The following is a 20,956-nucleotide window of genomic DNA, read 5'->3' on the forward strand; positions in this document are numbered from 1 at the left end:
GGTGGACGGGGTCGGGGAGGCGGGGCCGCAGCATGAGGGGTTCTCCTTCCGGGGGTGGCTACTTGGCGTGGGTGGTGCCGTTGACCACGTCAACCCCGGATCGGGTGGTGTGGTCGATGAGCGGGGCAAGGAAGGTGTTCGCGAGGTAGAAGCCGAAGAGGACCAGCGCCACGACGGCCCACCAGCACAGGCGGAAGAACTTGACGACGAGCCAGGCGAGTCCGCCCAGGACCAGGACGAGGGGAAGCGAGACGGTCACGATGGGACTCCTCAGGTGAGCTGTGCGGCGATGGCGTCGGCGAGCAGGGCGTTCACACCGAGACGGGCGCGCAGGGTTGCGGCATCGATCTCGGTTCCGGTGCGGGCGCGGTGGGCGTCGGCGATCTTCCGGGCGTGGTCGACCAGTGCCGTGGGCACCGTCGGGGCCGCCGGAGCGGGACCGTCGACAGGAGCGGGTTCGGGCACCGCCGGAGGGAGCTCGGGAAGGCGCTCCGGCGGGGCGACCTGCTCTGGGCGAGGCGCTTCCTCGTGGATCCCGGCCGGGGCCGGGGCGGCGCTGTAGACCGAAGGGGTTTCGTCGGTCGGCTCAGTGGCGGCGGCCGGGGCATCGGTCGGGGTGTGGGCGAGAAGGGTTCCGCCGAAGAAGGCGACGGCGGGCCAGCCGGCGACGACGATGCGGAGCAGGGCGGGAACGTTGCCGAGGTCGAGTAGCCCGGCGGTGGCGATGTTGGCGCCGAGCGAGGCCGACAGGGCGATGGCGAACCATGTCCAGGCGGCGCGTGCCGAGGCACCGTTGGCGCGCAGGGTGCGCATGCGGCGCCAGGCGGCGACCAGCAGCAGATCTACGGAGATCGGGTAGGCCCAGGCTTTCCAGCCGTGTTGGCCGGCCGCTTCGGCGATGTCGTGGAGGTGAGCGAAGGACAGGGCACCGGCGATCACGGCCTGCACCAGAACGGCATCCAGGCGGGGCAGGTGACGGGACATCGACGGTTCCTCCTTCCAGAGGTCGAGCCGGGGCCGGACGGGGCGTGCAGTCTGGCCGCCCGATCCCGGCGGCATCGGATGGGCGGGTCAGCGCCGGTAGCGGCGCTCGTACCAGCGATCACGCTCGCTGAGAGCGGCGGTGTATCGCTGCTGGGCGTCCTGGTGCTGGCGGTGCGTCTCGGCGATCTGAGCAGGGCCGCCGTGGTCGGCAGCACGGGCTGCTTCCACGTACGCCCGGTACTCGGACTGACGCGCCACCTCGCACCGCTTCTGCGCCTGACCGTCGCGCAGTTCCAGTGCCTGACGGACGTAGCGCTGCTCGGTGGTCTCGGACGGCTTGCGGCTGAACAGGCCCATCAGGGACTCCTTTCGATCGGTAGGGGGTGCTGGGGTGGAGGTCTGCCGCCCAGCGGGCGGCTGGGTGCTACTTGGTGGGGGCGGTCCCGGTGCCGAGGCAAGTCGGGCACAGGACTTCGACCTCTCCGACCGGCCGGGCCGTCTTGCCGCGCCCGGCGCGGTGGGTCTCGCTCACCCAGCCGTCGCCCTTGCAGCCGGCGCATTTCGCCGGGGCCGGAGCGGGGCGCTTGCGGGCGGCCACTGTCGTCACCGGTCCTTGTCGTGGTGGCGGTCGGCGGCGTCGCGGGCCACCTGGCGGGCGTTGCTGTCGTCGGGGCGGGTGTTGGCGATGCGCTCCAGGAGGCTGGCCTTCTCATCGGCCAGGTCGGCGGGGTCGCCGCCGGTCTCGCGGCTGTGTTCCAGGGCGGCGAGGAAGGCGGCGATCTCGCGCGCGGAGGGTCCTCGGGACATGGGTGCTGCTCCTCTCGGTTTCGGGCATGGGGCGGGTAGGGACCTGGCGCGAGGCGGTCACGCCGACCGGGGTGTGGTGGAGGTCAGGGGATAGCCGGCGCCACGGTGGGCATAGGCGGAATCACCGGAGCCAGGACCGGCGCGACCGGGCGGAACGGGTCCAGCCGGGCCAGGTCGGGGACCAGGTGTGCAGTGGTGCGGCACACGCCGGCGGCGTCGGGGAGCGACAGGCGCGGAGTGCGGATGCGGGTCCAGCCCCCGGTCACATCACCGGCCACGGCCAGGCCCGGCATGCCGGGTGCGATCCGCGTGGCCGCGTCCATGGCGGTCTCCGAGATGTCGCCCAATCCCATGCGAGCGGTCTCGGTGTCGTTGACGCGGTGGACGATGCGGGCGGTGAGCTGGGCCCGGAGCATGGTGGCGCCCTTCCCCAACTCGGAGCCGAACCGCTGCCCTGCGATCTCCAAGAAGATCCCGGCAGCGCGGGCGAGTTGAGCGAGGCGGACCAGGGCGGTGACGATCTCGTTGCGGCGCTTCTCGTCCGTCTTGGTGGCGACCAGGAACAGTTCTGCGATCTCGTCCACCACCAGGACGATGGATACCGGACGGAGCTTGGCCGGCAGTCCCCAGATGTCAGCGGTGACCTGGTCGTCCGGGACCCAGCCGGGGATCCCCTGCTGGGCGCGGATCAGGTCGTACCGCTCGTCCATCTCCGCGAGCAGGGCCCGCAGCAGGTCCAGCGCCGCATCCTGGTCGGTGGCCAGCGCGGACAGCCGTGGGGCGAACGGTGCCTGTTCCACGCCGCGCTTGCAGTCGATGCCCGCCAGGGCGACCGGGCGGGAGGCCAGGCCGCAGACCAGGTTGCGGGCGTACATGGATTTGCCTGATTGCCCGGCCCCGAGGATCAGGGAGTGGGGTTCGGCGAGGTAGTCCCGGAAGAAGGCGGTGCCGTTCTCCCGCAGGGCCACCGGGACCCGCAGCAGGCCGCCGGCCCGGACTGTGCGGCGTGGCATCCGTACGTTCCGCAGGACATCGAAGCCGACCAGTCGCAGCTCCACCACGCCGGGGCGTATCTCGGTGACGTGGACCGCGTGGACGCCCCAGGCGTGCCGCAGCCGGTCTGCGGCGTCGGCGACGTCGTCGGTCTGCTGGCCCCGGGCGAGCCGCAGCCGAAGGCGTAACCCGGTCGAGGTGGGGCTGACCCGGCGGATCCGAGGCGGTACCGGCTTGAGCTGTTGCCGGGCGGCCCCGGTCGCCGTCATGGTCCGCCACAGTGACGGCTCCACCGCCAGTCCGCATGCCTCCATCACCGAGTCGTACGAGTGGGCGATGCGGGCGGCAGTGACCGGCAGACCGATGGCCGACCAGTACGCACGAGGCGCCTTGACCCTGGCGTACGCCGCGCCCGCACCGCCGACGACCAGTGGTCCACCCAGTTCGAGAAGGGGCGTCCAGTCGGCCATGGCGGATCAGCCCTTGACCGGGGTCGGCAGCTGAGCCGGGACCAGGGCGACCGCGCGGAACGAGATGCCGTGCCGCTTCTGCCCGTTGAACTCGTTCTCCCAGTCCCGCGCCTTCAGCCCGACCACCGAAACCGGCATGCCGACCTGCAGACCGTCCGGGACGCCAGTCGCGGGGATGGACACGGTGTAGAGGTTGGCCTCGCCCTCGTCGGCCACGGTCAGGCCGACCGTCATCATCTGCGCGCCGGTCTCGCGGTCGAGGGCGATCTCGCCCGTCTGCTTGTTGACCACCTTGGGCGCGGCCGGTACGGCCACGAACACGATTGCGGTGGAAGTGTCGATCTTGAAGGACGGCATGACTGCTCTCCTGTCGACTTACTTGGAGTGCTTAGTACTCCAAGTGGCGATGATTTGAGGATGCACTTGGTATGCCAAGAGTGTCAAGTGCTGCTGCTCGACTGTGTCCCCGGCTTGTGCTGCACTTGGTACGTCAAGTGGGAGAGGGGTCATGGCGGAGCACAGCGGCAAGGCGATGTACTTGCAGATCGCCGACGAGATCAAGCGGCAGATCCGGGCCGGCGAGCGGAACCCGGGGGACCTGCTGCCGTCCGAAGCGGAGATCATCCGGGACCACAACGTCTCCAGGACCGTTGCACGCCAGGCGATGAACCGGCTCGTGGAAGACGGCTATGCCACCTCGCACCAGGGCAAAGGCCGGTTCGCGGCCCAGCCGACGGGCGAGCCGGCGAAGCACACCCCCGAGTACGAGCTGATCACCGCGAGTCTGGCCGCGATGCATCAGGATGTTCGGCAGCTGGGGGAGCGTCTGGACCAGCTCGAAGAGCTCGTACGTCACCAGTTGCGAGCGCAGTGACGATCCGCTCCGTCCGCTGCGACAGTTGAACCAGCTCGTCCCCTAAGTCCCTGATCAGCTCTGCGATCTGGTCCTGTTCAGCCGGAGTCAGCACCGCGACTCCCCTCCCGTACCGCTCGTGGGTCTGACGTACATCCGAGGTTGACCTCAACGCTAGAAGCCACCGCCGCCAGGACCCCGGAATCTTTTTCCGGGGTCCCCGTGTACAGGGGAGCGACGCTGAAGCCATGCGAGGAATGACGACGAACCTCACCATCGGCGAACGAGTGGCCTGGTACCGGCGGCGGCGCGGCATGTCTCAGGACGTGCTCGCCGGACTGGTCGGCCGAACAACGGACTGGCTCAGCCGGGCCGAGAACAACCGCATCGAGCTGGACCGCCTGTCGGTCATCAAGAGCCTGGCCGACGCCTTGGACGTGACCATGGGAGACCTGCTCGCCGAGCCCTCCCTCATGGAGTGGACCCCCGACAGCGGCCGGCGCACCGTCCCCGCCCTGCGCGAAGCCCTGATGAACTACCGCCAACTGACGCCGCTGCTCGGAGTCCCCACCGAAGGCGAGCCCACCAGCCTTGCCGAACTCCGCAGCGATGTCGCCGACGTCTGGGACGCCTACCAGTCATCGCGGTACGGCTACGCCACCCGACGGCTCCCGCTGATCCTCGCGGATGCCATCCTGGCCGCCCAGTCCTACACCGGCAGTGACGGTGCCAGGCCCATGAGCTGCTGGCCATGAGCTACCAGGGCGCCGCCATGGTGCTGACCAAGCTCGGCGAGACCGACTTGGCCTGGATCGCCGCCGACCGCGGACTGTCCGCAGCCCAGCAGGGCCGAAGCCCGATCGTCGTCGGCTCCCTGTTCCGGTCCGTCGCGCACTGCCTGCTCTCCAACGGCCGCTATGACTCAGCCGTGCAGCTCGTCCAGGACGCCGCCGGCTACCTGCGGCCCGGACTGCGCGGCGCATCCCCCGAGTACCTGTCGATCTTCGGGACACTTCTGCTCGCCGGATCCATGGCCACCGCCCGAGCCGAGGACCGTGCCACCACCCGAGACTTCCTCACCGAAGCCGACCAAGCCGCCGAGCAGATGGGTCACGACGCCAACCACATGTGGACCGCGTTCGGCCCCACCAACGTCGCCATTCACCAGGTGGCCACCGCCGCCGAACTCGGCGACATGCAGGTCGCCATCGAACTCGGCCCTCAGATCGACACCACCGGCCTGCCCACCGAACGGCGCGCCCGTCACAACCTCGAAGTAGCCCGCGCCATGAGCGCCCGCAACCAGGCCGACAACGCCCTGTCGCTGATCCTCGACGCAGAGACCTGGGCACCCGAGCAGGTCCGGAACCACTACCTCGCCCGCGAACTCGTCCTTTCATGGGTGCGCAACCAGCGCACTCGCCCCGGCCGCCCTCTCGCTGACCTCGCCCAGCGGCTGCACGTCGTCTGACCTGGGTACTGTGGGCACATGGCCACCAACGAGCACGAAGCCAAGATGGCGCACCCGCGGATGGCTGCGGGTGCGCTCTTCTTTGACGCCGCCGGGCACGTCCTCATGGTGGAGCCGACCTACAAGGACTACTGGGACATCCCCGGCGGGTACGTGGAGACCGGCGAATCCCCCCTGCAAGCCTGCATCCGCGAGGTACGCGAAGAACTCGACATCACCCCACCCATCGGCCGGCTGCTGGCCGTCGACTGGGCACCAAGCGACCGCGAAGGCGACAAGGTGCTCTACCTCTTCGACGGCGGCCAGCTCACACCCGCTGCTCTTGAAGCCATCACCCTCCAGGCCGACGAGCTCCGCAGCTTCCGGTTCGTGCCCGTCGAGGCCATCCCCAAGCGCACCATTCCCCGCCTGGCCCGCCGCATCACCGCCGCAGCCCACGCCCGAGCCGGACAGGCCCCGGTCTACCTCGAACACGGCTACCCAGCCGGTCACGCTGCCGCCTGAACTCAGGCCCTCAGCCAGGGCCGCCGATCCCGCGCGTGACCGTAGACGACCGTTACCCTCCCCGGTGCCAGCACCGCGGGAAGCGCTCCGAACCAGGCGTCAGCCCGGCTCCCGTCGATGACCGCCACGACCGGCGAAGTCGAGCCCCCACGGATCGAGCGTGCCCCCACCACAGCCAACACGGGCCGCACCTCCACCGCGAACGGGCATAGCCGCGACAGCAGCCGGGTCGCCCTCTCAGCCTCAAACAAGCTGTTCCGCACATAGTGATCGTTTCGGCCGTTCACCGTCACCGCCCGGTCGCCGACCCACACCGAGGCCCCGCGATGGTGCTTGGTGTTCACCACGAACACCCCGCCGGGACCGATCAACAGGTGGTCGAGGTCCGAGCCATTGGACAGCTCGATCGAGTGCAACGCCTGCCACCCGGCCGCCTCCAATCTCTTGAGCCGAGAGCCGACGATCCGCTCGCCCTTGAGGCCGACTTCCCACCGGGCCAACTCGTGTTGCCGCTTGCTGTGTCGAGCCATCCATCGCTTGACCCTGCTTGGCTCCAGGGTCTGGATCTGCCGTCGTAGAGCATCACCGGCCCGGACCGTGGCCAGGTCGTCAGCGGCAGCCGGAACGATTGGCGCCTCCCACGGCCCCAACTCACCTGCTCGAGAGGTCGATCCGCAGACCAGGTATGGCGCCAACGCCTCCAGCGCTGCATCCCGGTACCCGTCGAGCACCGGCACCAGGCGTCCCGCCTTGCCGTCGTACCAAGCGACCGTCACGTCATCGGCCACCCGGTTGACGTACAAGCGATCCTGCCCCCGTCGGCGCCACGACTTCACTCGCAGCTCGTCCACGCGACCACCCCCAGCAGCGCTCGACAACGACCCAGGGGAGCACAGCCCCGAGCAGCCGACAAGAGCGCCCATTCACACCGAACCACCCGAGCGATGCACCAGAAGGGAGGAGAGCGAGAGGGGGAGGAGAGGAGATGCGTAAAAACCTTCTCTACGGGTTCAAGGCGCGGCGCCTGGCGCCGCGCGGCCCCGCCCGTCCGCTCGCCGTCGCTCCTGTCTTCGCCCCGCTCCGGCGGCGGCCAGCGGGCCCGCAGGCAGGATGACTCATAAGGTTAGGACAACCCGCCCGGGCAGGGGCGGCCGGCTCCACGGCTTTACCCACCTGCCCGATCAGGGACCCGAGTCGACCAAGGCCAGGGGGCCACTCGGCCAGATTGCGGGCAGGCGAGGAGCCTGCCCGATTCGCGGGTCAGCTTACGGCCCCCTGGCCATGCCCGACCCCAGACCGGGCAGGACACCGGCCAAACCCGTTCCACCGTCCAGGCGTGGGGACGCCAACGACCGTGGAAGTCACTAGCCCGGGCGTGGGCCAACATGCGCTCCGCCGACCCAACGGACAGCCTCACCACGCAGGTGCTCACGAGCACCATTGGCGATCGCACACTCGGTTGGCCCACGTAGGCACAATCTAGAGCTGACTGACATCTCGATCCGAGGACGCCACGCTGACCTCGGGCCAAGGCATGGAGGACACCTTCCGCGCGAAGCGCAACATCGCCAAGAGTACGCAACTACTGTGACGCTTCGGAGTGGTGAGCTACCATCTTGTGCATGCATGTGTCCCGGACCAGGCTCTCCTCGACGTTCGTGGGGCCGAACTACCGAGCAGCCGCTCTGCCGCAGGACCGGTGAGCGCGCGCGATAGGCGCTGGACAGTCGTAGATCTGTTCAGCGGAGCCGGAGGGATGAGTTGGGGGTTTCACGCCCACTCGTCGTTTCGTGTCGCAGCGGCGGTCGATGCACAAAGGAGCAAGCCGAGCCGTAGCACGCTCGCCTGCAACGAAACTTATCAGCGAAATATAGGGGTTGAACCCCTCACTTACGATCTTGCAGATGTGAGTCCGGAGGAGCTGCAGCAGGCCATCCGGCGAGCAGGACACCTGCGCCGACCGAAGATACTGCTTGCCTGCCCTCCGTGCACTGGATTCACTCGCACCCTGCCGAAGAATCATAGTGAGGACGATCCCCGAAACGGGCTTGTAGGGAGGGTTGCGGATTTCGCCGCAATGCTCAATCCCGAGATTATCATCGTTGAGAACGCCCGGGAGCTTATTCGTGGAGCGTTCCGCACCCACTCGGAAGAGCTCATAGGAAAGCTCGAATCAATGGGCTACACTGCTCATTCTGCGGTCTATCGCCTTGACAAGTTCGGACTTCCACAGCGACGCGAGCGCGCGATCATTATTGCTGTGGCCGCCGGCCTACCCCTTAAGACGCTGGAAGACCTTTGGTCCGGCTGGAAGGTCGATCCAAAGGCAATCACGGTGCGCCGGGCGATCTGGGATCTCCCCGAGCTCGAGGCAGGACAGGCTCATCCCTCGGATTCCTCTCACGTCAGCAGCAGACTCACCCCGGAAGTGCTTGAGCGCATCCGAGCCATCCCCACGGATGGCGGCTCTTGGATCAGCCTGTTCAGTAGCGCGGAGACGGAGAAACTGGCTACCCCTGCCATGAGGAGCTCGTTTGATGCTGGGCGGACCAACCACTTCAGCGATGTCTATGGCCGTATGGCGTGGGACTCTCCAGCACCGGTCATTAAACGCGAGTGCAGCCACGTCGGTAACGGCCGATACAGTCACCCTCAACAGGATCGCTTGTGCACCGTGAGAGAGCTAGCACTCCTCCAAGGATTCCCGGCTAATTACGACTTCGATGGGGCAAGCCGGCAGAACGCCTACCGTCATGTGGGCGACGCCGTCCCCCCAATGATTAGCCATCAGCTGGCGTGGGTTTGCCACTGGATACTTGGGGGAGCACGCCCGAAACCGGAGCAGTTTGTACTTCGGGGCACGACGCTGAGGCCTCAGGACATACTCAGTCATCACGCCACTAAGGTGGAGCAAGGCAAGGGCTCTTGATGTCAAAGTAAAGTGGGGAAGCCGGAACTATACGGAGGTCCGACTGCTGTGGCTACATTCAAAGCTCGCGCTCGCGCAGTCGATATGCTCGGCCGCCAGCAGATCGCGGGTATCCCTACGGCCATCAACGAGCTCTTCAAGAATGCGCACGACGCATACGCGGAGAACGTGATCGGTGATTACTTTCGCGAGGACAGACTCCTCGTGATCCGCGATGACGGCTTCGGCATGACCTATGGCGACTTCATCGACAAATGGCTGGTTGTTGGAACTGAGAGCAAGGTGAACGCCGGGGCTGCTCCGCCCGTGGATTCGAAGAGCGCACGTCCTGTCCTTGGCGAAAAAGGGATTGGGCGCCTGGCAGTCGCTGCGGTAGGACCTCAAGTTCTTGTCCTATCCCGCAATGCCCAAGATGTCGCTCTCACGTTCGCGCTTGTCAATTGGACATTGTTCACTGCTCCGGGCATCGATCTCGAGGACGTTGAGATCCCGACTCTACGAATCCCAATCGGTGAACTTCCTGGCCAAGAAGAAGTGCGTCATCTTGCGGAGGGTATACTTCGCAACCTGGAGGCACTAGAGGGACGGATAACGCCCCAGGTCGCCCAGACCGTTCGGGAAGAAATCTCCGCACTCTACAACCTGGATCCTGCTCATCTCACGCAGCGAATGGCGGGTCCGACTCTTAGGGAAGTACCGGGAACCCAATTTTGGATTACCCCAACCGATGAGATGTTGGCCTACGACATCTCTGGCAGTCCAAATGATGAAAACGAGGCATCCCCGCTCTTTAGAACGCTCATCGGATTTAGCGATACGCTAGTGCCGGGGAATCCCGCGCCTCCGATGGCGGCACACTTCTATGATCACCGATCTAAGGACCTGGTCTATGATGTGATTGGCGATGGAGAGTTTTTCACTCCGCAAGACTTCCAACTCGCAGATCACCAGATCCTCGGTTATTTTGATGAGTACGGGCAATTCTCCGGCAAGGTTTCGGTCTACGGCAGGGACCCAGTAAAGCATGTCGTTGCCTGGCCGGGGTCTCGAGGTAAGCCTACGCTTTGCGGCCCCTTCAAACTTAACCTTGCATACGTGCAAGGAAATAGGAGTCAGTCTCGTTTGGGTGACGAGGACTTCAATCGGCTGGCGCGGAAGCTTGCCCGAGTAGGAGGCCTGTACGTCTACAGGGACAGAGTTCGCATGCTTCCCTACGGGCGAAGCGACTTTGACTGGCTCGATATCGAGCGAGAACGTAGTAAGAGCGCATCCGACTACTTCTGGTCGTACCGCCGCATGTTTGGCGTTGTGGGGATTGATAGTACCGCCAACTTCCGTTTGCAAGAGAAAGCGGGACGGGAGGGATTCCGGGCTAATGCTGCTTATCGCGAGTTCCGGGACATGCTTCAGAACTTCCTTGTTCAGACGGCAAGAGATTTCTTCCGCGAAGATAGTGCTGACGAATCCTGGCGAATCACTAGGAGGGAACTAGAGCGCGAAGCCGATGCCCGGCGTCGGCACGACAAGCAGACCCGTAAACGCAGGGCAGACTTTCGCCAAGAATTGTTGGGGGCAGAGAAAAGGCTCAGCCAGGGAGTCCCTGAGGAACACGTCGGCAGCATCCTGCGCGACCTCGAGTCTGATCTCGCAGACGCAGTTTCCGACCTGGATTCAGCGCGAGCGGCACAAAAGGTGATCGCAGCCGAGGCTCGCGCACAACGAGCAGTCAATGAAGTTCGCGTGAGGTTTCGGGTCAGCCGACCTCGTGGCGTGGCTCTTCCGAGGGGCCTCGCACAGGACTGGGACAATTATCAGCGTGAGTTCGAAGCAATGGAGCGTTCGCTCCTAGAGCACACGCGTACGGAGATTGAGAGGCGCAGTTCTACGGCAGCCAAACGTCTGGGCTCTGCTCTAGATAGGCGGAGGCGTTTCGAAGCTGGAATTCAGGGCCGTATCTCGGACGCGCAAACTGCCTTGGGGCGGCGATCCCGCGAGGTTGTCGAGCGTTCAGAAGAGCTGCAGAAGGTGATTGTTCAGCAGGCCAACGAGTGTCGCAGAAAGCTCGAAGAGCAAACTCGACTCGTTCAGCTCGACATGGCTAGTACGAGCACTGATGAGCTGACTGATCAAGACGCAGCTGATCTCCGCAGGGCGCTGGAAGATCGCATCGATGGCGCCATGACGCAACAAGTGCAGCAGCTGGATGCTCTGCTAGAACGCATGGATTTGACTTTCGGCGCCCAGCCGGAGAGCTCAGCCGGCGATGTCCTTGACGTCATCGGTAGCTTGGAACAGGAAGTCGTGACGCTCAAGGACCGCGCAGATGACGATCTCGAGCTGGCGCAGCTCGGGCTGGCGTTGCAGGTCATCAACCATGAATTCTCTTCGAGCATTCGCTCGGTACGCACTAACCTAAGAAGACTGCGCTCTTGGGCAGATGCGAACAGGGCATTGCGTCCGGTTTACTCGGATCTGCGTGCCAGCTTCGAGCATCTTGACGCATACCTAAGGCTTTTTACCCCACTGAATAGGCGCCTCTACAGGCGCGACACAATCATGAAGGGGGCTGATGTCGAACGCTTCCTTGTCGACCTATTTCGAGAGCGAATCTTGCAAGAGAGTATCAGTTTGGAGGCCACCCCCGAGTTCCGAAACGCTAGGGTTAGGGCTTACCCTTCGACGCTTTACCCGGTTTTCGTCAATTTGGTCGACAATGCCATCTACTGGCTCACGACTCGAAGTGCACCACGCGTAGTTCGATTGCATCACAGCGAGCGGGAGTGGATCGTCGAGGACAACGGTCCGGGTGTTCCTACGGTTGATCAACCAAGAATATTTGAACTTGGGTTCTCGCGAAAGCCAAACGGCCGAGGGATGGGGCTGCATATCAGCAGAGACGTGCTCCGGAAGGAAGGATGGTCGTTGTCCCTTTCCACTTCACCGTTGGGGGGCGCGAGGTTCACGCTACAAGAGCCGGACGAAGGCGTGAACGTAGCGGCAGACGATCAGCGCATCGCGGACATGTTGGCACTTGAATTGGATACCTAGCCTCTCTCTATCCTCCGTCAGCTCAACCACTGCTCTACAATCCGACTAGCAGACCATGCATTGACAGGAGAGCGTGCAGATGGCAGCAGGTGGGATGTCGTCTTCAGCACACCCCGTGGATTCAGCACGTGATTACGCGGATCTGTGTATGCGCGCGGCCCAGGAATTCATTCACACGATCGTTGTTGTGGATGACCGCGCGACCTACGGAGAGCTCGAAGCTATTACATCGCTCGTTGAGCCCGGAGCAGTGATTGCGGCCGAAGATTCCTTTGATGAGCCAGCTGGTATTGCTCCCGGCGGCGCATCTCTAAACGTTGCAGTACTGACCGACGCAAGCGCGGACATCGGTCTTACCTGTGCAGTTCTTCGGCCGCGCGAGGAGGAGCAGCGTGATGGCACGCTGCACAGACGACTGGTTCGGGCGGCTCGAAGGGCCGATGTCCTTGTGCTGGACTGGCAGCTGAACGACGAATCAGATGGACAGGCGGCGCTTCGGCTGCTGAGCGACGTAGCTCAAGAGGATAAGCGAGGTCAAGGGCGTCTTCGACTTGTCTGCTTCTACACGAGCCATCCCGATTTGGACGGCGTGTTCGGTGCGGTTGAACGTCACCTCGGCGAAGCGGTTCTAAGTTCTTCTGGGCCCGGCCAAGCCTATCGCTGGATTGACTGTGGCTGCATGCGAATTGTCGTGTTTGCGAAGGCCGGCGGTATCACCGCAGACATTGCTGTGCCGGCGATCGCATTGGAGGAGGACGAGCTACCGCAGAAGTTGGTCGAAGAGTTCGCCTCACTGACCTCGGGCTTGGTGAGTAATGTGGCAGTTGCCTCACTCGCGGCTGTCAGGGCAGATGCGCACCGATTGTTGACAAGATTTGGTTCGAGTTTGGATGAGCCTTTCCTGTCTCATCGTTTCTATGAAGGTGGCCCGGAAAGCGAGGAGCTGGTTGTTCGTCTAGTAGCCGACGAGATCAAGTCTCTCCTTGATAGCGCGGACGTGAGGCGGTGGATAGAGCCTACCGCAATAAGGCATTGGGCCCAGCGGTATCTTCCTGATCAGATCAAGTTGAAGCCCAAGAAGGGTGAGAGAATTCTCTCAAAGGTGGAGCTGGTAAAGGTCCTTGAGGGCGGCGCGTACTATGGCTCCGCAGAAGTAACCAACCAAGTCAATACCGGAAATAAGTTCGATCTCGGTAAAGAATACAAGGATTCCGTTACTGAGATTCTGATTAATGAGGGTGGTGACGCTGAGCGGCTGGACTATGAGTTCGCACGCCTGACATGCCTGGCTCGCAATGACTCCTCCCCATTCCCGGGCGATAGGTCTCCAATCCTCACTGAAGGATCGATCGTCAGGGGAAGGAATGGGCAGCAGGTGATCTACCTCCTGTGCTCAATGCCGCTATGTGACACCGTGCGAGTGGGGGCGCCGAGAGCCTTTCCATTTGTGCCGCTTAAGGTTGTCACGTCCGCTGACCGATACAACCTTGTAGCTTTGAGTCCCGAAGGTGGTCAACTGCATCTAGCCTTCGCGCCGAGTAATCACTACGATATTGTTCGTCACACTTTCGCAGGGGATCCTGGCGGAGTTGTTCGGTCCCGTAGGAGAAAGGTCCGGGATCGGGAGCAGTTTGTTTTCTTTGATGTTGATGAAAAGCCTTGGATATGGGTGGCTGAGCTTCGTTTCCAGCATGCGCATCGGAAGTTGAATGAACTTGGGGCAGCTTCCAGCCGAGTCGGACTTGATGAAGCGCACATCCTTCGAAACGCTGGTCGGCGCTGATCGTCAATCGCTCTGGGTTGCGCTCTGAATCGCCGCTCGAAGCTCCAGTGGCGTAGGCCAGGGAGCGCGCCGATGAATCATGCGGTGACAGTTAGAACAGATGAGAGCGAGGTCTGCCAGCTTAGTGGCGCCCTCGCCAGCCACGTGGAGGGGGACGATGTGGTGGCACTCGATGTAGCCAACGCCGCGTTCCCCGTACGCCTGCTCGAAGTTGAAGTTGCAGACCTCACAGGCCAGGCTGAGCCCCTTTCGAAGCACAGCCTCGATCTTCTTGTGTCGCAGCCCCCGATTGCGCTCGCGAGCGACGTGCCGGCTTAGGAGCAAGCGACCTTCTGGAGCTTCGTAGTCGTCCAGTTCTTCGTCCGAGAGTAGAGTCTGCCAGGGAGTCGTCAGCTATTCCAGCCCGTATGAGCTGGGCTGCCGCTGCCATATCCAAGGGCCTTTCGATGAATGCCTGGATCACCTTGAGGTCGGTGGCTCCGCAGTTAGTGGATTTTCCCTGATAGTCGGGATGGTTCGACATGAGATCGTAGGTCTTGCGCTCAACACCATTCGGGTTGCGGAACTTCTCGTTGCGTGATTCGGGTTCGTGGAAGGGGAGCAGCTGCAGCAGAGCCGAGAGTTCAACTGCTCGCGGGTCTTCGGCAGCGATGCCCTTCCAATCGTTCTCGACAGTGACGGCGCAAGCAAGCACCACTTCGTCCCATGTCCAAGCCGGGTTCCGCACGGATATGACCCGGAAGCCCATACGTTCCAGCCATGCGACAGCTGCCGCCTTGCCACCGTACAGCTGGTCGTGTGTCAGAGCCTCCCCGTACTCGTACTTGTGCGCAACTCCGGCGATCGCCTTGGAGTCGTATCGCAGCCCATCGTGCACCAGCACGTAGCCCAGAGATCGGCCATAGTGGTAGGTCTTCCGGAACTCCTCTGGACCCAGTCGGTCGTACTCCTCGATCGCCGCCAATACCGCCTCACGGCTAAAGATCCCCTTCTTCATGGCGAACAGCGTAGGAGATCACAGCTACTCACCGAGGTCCCTTGCGAACACTCGCGGCTGACATCAACGTCGTCGGGTAACGACGGATCGGGGGTACGTCAAGGACTCTGGATCCGATGTTGTTGAGGACTCTCTCGGATCCTGGTTCGAACCTACAAGGCGCTGGTCCACCGCGGCCCCGTCCCTCATGATGGCGCCGTTATGACCCCCGGTGAATGTGTGCTTGCTTCTAAGGGCTGTCCCGTTATCGGCGTCCTGTTCGACGTAGGCTCTGCCGGACGGCGTCGTCAGTCCGAAGTCTCGGCCACTTGAGAGGGCATCGTTGAACCCGAACCCCACCTGTTGCTTCTGCTACGAGGTCATCGATCTTGACCAGGACGGGGCAGCGACCGAGCTCAGGCTCGGTGCTGTTAACCCGGCGCGAGGCGATAGCGTGCGGCAGAAGGCCTACTCACACTCAAGCTGTCTGCGCGAGCGAGTCCACTCGAACATCGAGCTCTGGTGGGAGTTCTGAGACGGAGCTGACCTTCACGGCTGCCGATCACGGGTGCGGTGATCTCGGAGTGCCTGGTGTGATCACGGCGTCGGAGCCGTCCTGGATAGCCCCGTTCACCGGGCTGAGCCCGCGCGACTTCCGCAAGCTGATGACGGCCCTCCGCCACGAAGGCGCCGACACCGTGCGGCCCGGCCGGCCGTGGAGCCTTCCCTTCGAAGACCGGGTTCTGCTGGTAGCGGCTTACTGGCGCACCAACCTGACACTGCGGCAGCTCGCTCCGCTGTTCGGCGTGTCCAAGTCAGCGGCCGACCGAATCATCGACCACATCGGCCCGCTGCTCGCACTCAAGCCCCGCAGGCGGTTCCGCAAGGACACCGTGCTGATCGTCGACGGCACCCTGGTGCCCACACGCGACCACAGCATCGCCGAGCAGTCCAAGAACTACCGGTACTCGACCAACCACCAGGTCGTCATCGATGCCGACACCCGGCTGGTCGTGGCTATCGGACGCCCGGTGCCCGGCCACCGGCACGACAGCAAAGCGTGGGAGGAGTCCGGGGCCAAGGCCGCGGTCGGCAGGATCACCACGATCGCTGACGGCGGCTACCTGGGCACGGGCCTGATCATCCCGCACCGCCGCCCGCCCGGTGGCGAACTCGTTCAGTGGAAGCAGGAACACAACCACTCCCACAAGCAGGTCCGCGCCCGTGTCGAGCATGTCTTCGCCCGCATGAAGACTTGGAAGATTCTGCGTGACTGTCGGCTCCAGGGCGATGGCGTCCACCACGCCATGCTCGGCATCGCCCGCCTGCACAACCTCCTGCAGGCCGCGTAACCGAGCGGGCGGCCACCGAGATCAGCACATCCGCAGTCGGACGTGATCAATTACGGGACAGCCCTTAGGCTACTGCTCGGGCCCAAGTCGGATTCGAGCCGGGTGCGTGGTGTCTCGAGCTTGAGCGGTCCCTGTTCCTCAAGCTGGGCGACCAGTTCGCCAACGTGGGCGACCATATGGTCGGACGTCGCACTTCCGGGCAATGGAGCGGCCGGCCGGAAGCTTCTCCCCTTTGTGCTCGGGCTGGCGGTTGTTCTGACAAGTCGCGCCCGTCGCGTGCCTGGGCGGGCGGCACTGAGCAGCGGAGCCTCCCCCTGAGTGGTGGACACGCTGATACTGGATCTGCTTGATCCGGAGGAAGCGAGAACACCGCCGATGGCGATGAAGGACTACTCGGACGAGTTCAAGGCCGATGCGGTGGCCCTGTTCGAGTCCACACCCGGGGCGACCTACAAGAGCATCGCCGCTGACCTGGGTATCAACAGGAACACCTTGCGGACCTGGGTGCTGCGGGACCGCGAACGCCGGGGGACCGGCCCGGACGCTGCCCGGGCCGGCAAGACGGCAACCCTCGGACCACGCCGACTGCACCGTCTGAGGATCCGGATGAGCGGATCCGGCAGCTGGAGGCGCGGGTCGCCGAGCTCGAGGCGAGTGAGCGGAAGCTGGCCACCGAGCGGGACATACTCCGCAAGGCGGCCAAGTATTTCGCCGGGGAGACGAACTGGTGAGGAGCCGCTTCCAGTTCGTCGACGACCACCGGGACGCCTTCGAGGTGAAGCGGCTCTGCGAGGTCTTGGACCTGAACAGGTCCAGCTACTACAAGTGGCTGGCCGGCCGCGAGGCCAGAGCAGCCCGGCAGCGGGCCGACCGGCGTCTGGCAGCCGTGATCCGACAGGTCCACGCGGAATCCGGCGGCGCCTACGGCTCCCCGCGGGTGACCGCCGAGCTCAAGGAGGCGGGCCTGCTCGTCAATGAGAAGCGGGTCGCCCGGGTCATGCAGGCGTTCTCCATCACTGGCGTCCGCCTGCGCAGACGCGTGCGCACCACCGTCCCGGACCAGGCGGTCGCCCGGGTTCCGGACCTGTTCGAGCGGGACTTCACTGCCGCCGAGCCAGGGCGGAAATACATGGGTGACATCACCTACCTGCCCCTCGCCGGCGGCGAGTTCCTCTATCTCGCGACGGTGCTGGACTGCTTCAGCCGCAAGGTCGTTGGCTGGTCCATCGCCGACCACATGCGCACCGACCTGGTCGCCGACGCCCTGCGGATGGCCGCCCGCACCCGCGGCGGCCTGGACGACTCCGTCTTCCACTCCGACCACGGGGCCCAATACGGGTCCAGGGCCTTCGCCGAGCTCTGCGACCAGCTGAAGGTCACCCGGTCGATGGGCGCCGTCGGCAGCAGCGCGGACAACGCGGCCTGCGAAAGCTTCCACGCTTCCCTCAAGCGCGAGACCCTCCAAGCAGCCCGCGACTACGGTGACCCCGCCACCTGCAGGAACCGGGTCTTCGCCTGGCTGACCCGCTACAATACCCGCCGCCGGCACTCCGCCAACGGCCACCTCAGCCCCAACGAATACGAACGGCGACACCACGTCGCTAAACTCACGCTCGCCGCGTGATCAATGAAGCGTGTCCACCATCACGGGGGAAGGCCCAGCGGCGTTATCACGCGCAATCTCTCTGAGCTCGGCCGGGGGCGGCGAGAGACTAGCGTGCCACAGTCGTGCCACAACAGGCGGTATCAGGCGGAGGTTCGGGGTCGCTCATGGACGGTGGATAGCCGGAGGCTCGAGACAGATGGATCGCAGGTCAGCAGGGAGGCGCCGCCGAAGGCTTACAAAGCAGGGGTCGGCGGTTCGAAACCGTCTGCGCCCACCCCTCTGACCAGGCAAAACATCAAAAATGAGGGCTTTCGGCAGCACGTCGGGGCCCTTTTTGGGGTCTCATGGGAACGAATGGGAACGCGATGTCGGCCGTATGGTGCGTTCCGGCGTGAACGGCGTGCTTCTGCGCGACGGCGCCCTGACCCGGTGAGGAACAAGGGCCAGGGATAGCGGTCCGAGTCGGTGAGGCTCGCTGGGGACGGCATCCTGACTGGCCCGGAGCCGGCGGATCGCGGCCGTCGCGCACGGCATGGCGTGCGACGAAGCAACCGGGAGTGACGGCGCACCGGAGCGCCAACGCCCGCTCGGACTTCGAGGCCCTGCCTGGCGGTACTGTGCGCCCGTGAACCCTCCCTCCCATGACTGGATCGATCAGGTCGCCGCCCGAGTGACTTCCTCATATGAGGCGTTCGCCCAAGAGTTGCAGGCCGCCGACGGCCGGCTGTTGTGGGTGGTGTCGAGCTACCGCACGCAGGTCTTCCCCCTCCGCATCTTCCTGTCGCTGCGCGCCAACGACGATCAGGACGTCGAAGACGTCGTGGTGTGCCTGGACTGCCAGATGAAATCCGACGGCCTCGTCGCGCAGATCGACATCTGCCTCGACGACGGGTCAGAGATCCTCGCGCTGGGCCCGGACATGGACCTCAGCGACATGTCCGAGCCGGCCATCGCAGAGCACATCGGAGCCGGTGTGGACGCGCTCCTGCGAGAGGCGCATGCATTGGTGCTAGCTCACCTGTAGACGAGGACGCTTGGGAAGAGACGAGCTGCCCCCGCTCGGGCCGCCTCCCCCGACTGAGTGTCTAACTGCGCTACAACGGGTCCGAACTCAGGCGGACAACCGCGGACTTCCGTGGACGGTGGGCGTGGGGCGGAGACGTGCCGTTGCAGGTCACACGACCGTCCGCATTGCTTCGGGACGAAGAAGTTGAGCTAAAGGCCGTCGCGCTCGATCAGTGAACCGTCAGGGCTCAGTGAGTACGAGCGCGGCGGATCCATGGTTTCCACGGCCCTGCGCAGCTCCGCTTCGTGCTCTGCAGGATCAGGTCCTAGTGGGTCCTGCACGTGGAATCCGTGCAGCTCGATGGCGTCTGCGTCGACATCATCGGGCTCGGGACGGCCTTCCTGGATGAACCCGCAGAGCGCCCGAAGTGCGTCTTCACCCAGGTCCAAGGGGTGAAAAGGCAGAGCGCACGGTTCTGCCTCCTCGCCGGGCCAGGGGACGACGTCCGCCGGGCGGTCCCCTGCCCAGTAGGGCAGTTCAAAGGGGAGTGGTTCGCCGATGTTCTCGATCACGCCGCTGTCCGGCGACAGACTTAGGGAGCGGACGAGACGTCCGTCTTCCCACACAGCGAACGCGAGCCAATCGACGACGCTGTGCATGGCGTGCAGGACAAGCCGTCGGTCGGCGCTTGCCGCCACGAGGTGCTGCGGGAGCTGGGAAGGGGTGTTGATCATCACCCTCTGATCAGCTATGACCTCCACGCCCGGCCAGCTGGCCGCGTACACCGTCCCTATTGGGGGGTACACGCCGTCCCAGAGGGTCGAGCCTCCGCACTCCTCGATCTCCCAGCCCGGGTAGAGCCGCCGCATCATGGTCGTCGTCCGATTAAGATCCGCCGCCCCTACTCGTCGCAGCAACGTCGGCACATCGCCGTCGGCGTACACCAGCAGTCCTGTCTTCGCTCCCAAAACCTCTCCCTGGAGTGTTGCTGTCGATGCCGGACGCACCATAGCCGCGCACACCGACATGCGCCACACCCGCGAGCGTGCAGGAGCACTGCCCGTCAGCGTGTAGGCCGTACGACTGACATCAGCAGCTGACATCAGACGAGGGCGGACAGCAGCAGCTCCAGGCGGAGGGCCGGGTAGCCAGGAGGGTCCGTTCCGAGAGGTCGTCTCAGAGCGCACTCGAACTTACAAGGCGGGGGTCTCGCGACTCCGTTACAGTCCTGGCATGGATCCGCGGACGCTCCTCGGGTGCCGGCTGCGAGACGTCGTCGCTGCGTGGCACATCTCCGAGGGCGCGAAGCAACACCAGCCGATCGACGTTTGGTTGGTGCTTGACGTGGGCGGCCCCGTCGAGATCGGTGTCGCCTCGGACTGGCAGCTGACTCTCCAAGTCGGGCAGCCGTACGAGCCGTACGACATGCAGGAGTGCGGCGCAGTTGAGGTGGGTCCACTCTCTAGGCACTTCCCGCTTACGAAGTATCTGGGAGAAGAGATCCGGGGCGTGGGTGAGGACGTCCATCCCGTGGCTGGCCGCATGGGGATGGATCTCCGGTTTGCGTCTGGTGGGGTTCGGGGGCTTCGCAGGCCCCCCATACACCCGGAGGCCTGAGGCGCCGTAAAGAACGCGGCTCGCAGTCTCCGGCTGAGTCGGTGAAGAGCAGCACCTCCGCTCCTTCCGTCCGTCCTGACCCAATCGACGCGATGACGGTGATCAAGGGAGTGGTAGAGCGGGTACCGAAGGAGCTGGAGGCTGCCGGGGCCGGCGAGGTTTCGCCGTCCGGGGCGCTTGTCACAGCAGTGCGCAGGGCGGTACTGGACGAGTTCCGTACGCGCGCCCAGTTCGCCGGACGCCTCGCCGAGATCGACGCACTGCTCTGGTCCAAGGCCGGCGGCAGTCGTGAGGTGGTCGCAGGTGCGATGACTGCGCACCTGCGAGAACTACGGCTGCTACGAGTGACGGAGCCAGAAGCGAGCGACCGGTTCGTGGTGACCGAGGGCGAGGGAGAAGCCCTTGAGCTGCTGAGTCCGGCGTACGTCGATGAGTTGACAGGGAAGGTCATCCTTGCGGGACAACTCCGGCGCGTCGCCGGCCCTGCGGGTATGAAGTGGGGTGAAGAAGCATGACGGCGGCTGGCATCGACTTCGGGACCACCAACTCTGTCGCCG

Annotated in this window: 21 protein-coding genes and 1 pseudogene; 12 read left to right on the forward strand and 10 right to left on the reverse strand. The window is 64.5% G+C overall.

The genetic code is table 11. From position 1 onward, the window contains the following. Positions 1 to 58: 58 nt before the first annotated feature. From AOK09_RS04300 to AOK09_RS04325, 6 genes are all read right to left on the reverse strand, one after another. Positions 59 to 259 (reverse strand): hypothetical protein, encoded by a 201-nt coding sequence (locus AOK09_RS04300; RefSeq protein WP_055585762.1) that lies wholly within the window; start codon positions 257 to 259, stop codon positions 59 to 61. A gap of 11 nt (positions 260 to 270) precedes the next feature. Further along, positions 271 to 984, reverse strand: coding sequence for a DUF2637 domain-containing protein (locus AOK09_RS04305; RefSeq protein ID WP_055585763.1), 714 nt, complete (start codon positions 982 to 984; stop codon positions 271 to 273). An 87-nt stretch (positions 985 to 1,071) separates the two neighbouring features. Beyond that, positions 1,072 to 1,341 carry a hypothetical protein gene (locus AOK09_RS04310; protein WP_055585764.1) on the reverse strand — a complete coding sequence of 90 codons (270 nt, stop codon included), beginning with the start codon at positions 1,339 to 1,341 and terminating at the stop codon, positions 1,072 to 1,074. Positions 1,342 to 1,587: 246 nt separating this feature from the next. Next, positions 1,588 to 1,791, reverse strand: coding sequence for a hypothetical protein (locus tag AOK09_RS04315; RefSeq protein ID WP_055585765.1), 204 nt, complete (start codon positions 1,789 to 1,791; stop codon positions 1,588 to 1,590). A gap of 83 nt (positions 1,792 to 1,874) precedes the next feature. Then, positions 1,875 to 3,254 (reverse strand): FtsK/SpoIIIE domain-containing protein, encoded by a 1,380-nt coding sequence (locus AOK09_RS04320; protein ID WP_055585766.1) that lies wholly within the window; start codon positions 3,252 to 3,254, stop codon positions 1,875 to 1,877. A 6-nt stretch (positions 3,255 to 3,260) separates the two neighbouring features. Beyond that, the gene (locus AOK09_RS04325; protein WP_055585767.1) at positions 3,261 to 3,611 is read right to left on the reverse strand and encodes an SCO3933 family regulatory protein; all 351 of its coding nucleotides are present in this window, start codon (positions 3,609 to 3,611) and stop codon (positions 3,261 to 3,263) included. Between the two features lie 151 nt (positions 3,612 to 3,762). Here AOK09_RS04325 and AOK09_RS04330 point away from each other — a divergent pair, with 151 nt between their 5' ends. From AOK09_RS04330 to AOK09_RS04340, 4 genes are all read left to right on the forward strand, one after another. Beyond that, positions 3,763 to 4,128, forward strand: coding sequence for a GntR family transcriptional regulator (locus AOK09_RS04330; RefSeq protein WP_055585768.1), 366 nt, complete (start codon positions 3,763 to 3,765; stop codon positions 4,126 to 4,128). Positions 4,129 to 4,364: 236 nt separating this feature from the next. Beyond that, entirely contained in the window at positions 4,365 to 4,862 is a 498-nt protein-coding gene (locus AOK09_RS41665) for a helix-turn-helix domain-containing protein (RefSeq protein WP_245687106.1), read from the forward strand. After that, positions 4,859 to 5,578 (forward strand): OTU domain-containing protein, encoded by a 720-nt coding sequence (locus AOK09_RS41670; protein WP_245687107.1) that lies wholly within the window; start codon positions 4,859 to 4,861, stop codon positions 5,576 to 5,578. Before AOK09_RS41665 ends, AOK09_RS41670 begins: the two co-directional genes overlap by 4 nt. Positions 5,579 to 5,596: 18 nt before the next feature. Further along, on the forward strand, positions 5,597 to 6,082 hold the full coding sequence (locus tag AOK09_RS04340) for an NUDIX domain-containing protein (RefSeq protein ID WP_055585769.1): 486 nt from the start codon (positions 5,597 to 5,599) through the stop codon (positions 6,080 to 6,082). Between the two features lie 2 nt (positions 6,083 to 6,084). Here the strand turns inward: AOK09_RS04340 and AOK09_RS04345 are convergent, their stop codons facing one another. Continuing rightward, positions 6,085 to 6,933 carry a nuclease-related domain-containing protein gene (locus AOK09_RS04345; protein ID WP_055585770.1) on the reverse strand — a complete coding sequence of 283 codons (849 nt, stop codon included), beginning with the start codon at positions 6,931 to 6,933 and terminating at the stop codon, positions 6,085 to 6,087. A gap of 848 nt (positions 6,934 to 7,781) precedes the next feature. Between AOK09_RS04345 and AOK09_RS37270 the strand changes: the two genes are divergently transcribed. From AOK09_RS37270 to AOK09_RS39925, 3 genes are all read left to right on the forward strand, one after another. Continuing rightward, positions 7,782 to 9,011, forward strand: a complete 1,230-nt coding sequence (locus tag AOK09_RS37270) for a DNA cytosine methyltransferase (protein ID WP_265736704.1) — start codon at positions 7,782 to 7,784, stop codon at positions 9,009 to 9,011. A gap of 48 nt (positions 9,012 to 9,059) precedes the next feature. Continuing rightward, entirely contained in the window at positions 9,060 to 12,059 is a 3,000-nt protein-coding gene (locus AOK09_RS37275; protein WP_157875797.1) for an ATP-binding protein, read from the forward strand. Between the two features lie 79 nt (positions 12,060 to 12,138). After that, a complete protein-coding gene (locus AOK09_RS39925) occupies positions 12,139 to 13,842 on the forward strand; it encodes a response regulator receiver domain (RefSeq protein WP_245687118.1) in 1,704 nt (567 codons plus the stop codon). Positions 13,843 to 13,845: 3 nt separating this feature from the next. Here the strand turns inward: AOK09_RS39925 and AOK09_RS41675 are convergent, their stop codons facing one another. Beyond that, a complete protein-coding gene (locus AOK09_RS41675) occupies positions 13,846 to 14,100 on the reverse strand; it encodes an HNH endonuclease (protein ID WP_245687108.1) in 255 nt (84 codons plus the stop codon). Next, positions 14,069 to 14,839, reverse strand: a complete 771-nt coding sequence (locus tag AOK09_RS37280; RefSeq protein WP_245687109.1) for a hypothetical protein — start codon at positions 14,837 to 14,839, stop codon at positions 14,069 to 14,071. The genes AOK09_RS41675 and AOK09_RS37280 overlap by 32 nt, the downstream gene beginning before the upstream one ends. 563 nt (positions 14,840 to 15,402) lie before the next feature. Here AOK09_RS37280 and AOK09_RS04360 point away from each other — a divergent pair. The 3 genes and pseudogenes from AOK09_RS04360 to AOK09_RS04370 all read left to right on the forward strand — a co-directional run bounded on the left by AOK09_RS04360 (position 15,403) and on the right by AOK09_RS04370 (position 18,800). Continuing rightward, positions 15,403 to 16,170 carry an IS5/IS1182 family transposase gene (locus AOK09_RS04360; RefSeq protein WP_055585773.1) on the forward strand — a complete coding sequence of 256 codons (768 nt, stop codon included), beginning with the start codon at positions 15,403 to 15,405 and terminating at the stop codon, positions 16,168 to 16,170. A 375-nt stretch (positions 16,171 to 16,545) separates the two neighbouring features. Then, positions 16,546 to 17,794 (forward strand): annotated as a pseudogene (locus AOK09_RS04365) (IS3 family transposase). Positions 17,795 to 18,401: 607 nt separating this feature from the next. Next, positions 18,402 to 18,800, forward strand: coding sequence for a hypothetical protein (locus AOK09_RS04370; protein ID WP_157875799.1), 399 nt, complete (start codon positions 18,402 to 18,404; stop codon positions 18,798 to 18,800). A 191-nt stretch (positions 18,801 to 18,991) separates the two neighbouring features. Here the strand turns inward: AOK09_RS04370 and AOK09_RS04375 are convergent, their stop codons facing one another. After that, entirely contained in the window at positions 18,992 to 19,750 is a 759-nt protein-coding gene (locus tag AOK09_RS04375) for a DUF6928 family protein (protein ID WP_055585776.1), read from the reverse strand. A 265-nt stretch (positions 19,751 to 20,015) separates the two neighbouring features. Between AOK09_RS04375 and AOK09_RS04380 the strand changes: the two genes are divergently transcribed. Then, complete coding sequence (locus AOK09_RS04380; protein WP_055585777.1) at positions 20,016 to 20,399, forward strand: hypothetical protein; 384 nt, start codon at positions 20,016 to 20,018, stop codon at positions 20,397 to 20,399. Positions 20,400 to 20,491: 92 nt separating this feature from the next. Continuing rightward, complete coding sequence (locus AOK09_RS04385; protein ID WP_055585778.1) at positions 20,492 to 20,914, forward strand: hypothetical protein; 423 nt, start codon at positions 20,492 to 20,494, stop codon at positions 20,912 to 20,914. Positions 20,915 to 20,956 lie beyond the last annotated feature (42 nt).

Source organism: Peterkaempfera griseoplana (genome assembly GCF_001418575.1).
Taxonomy (GTDB): domain Bacteria; phylum Actinomycetota; class Actinomycetes; order Streptomycetales; family Streptomycetaceae; genus Peterkaempfera; species Peterkaempfera griseoplana.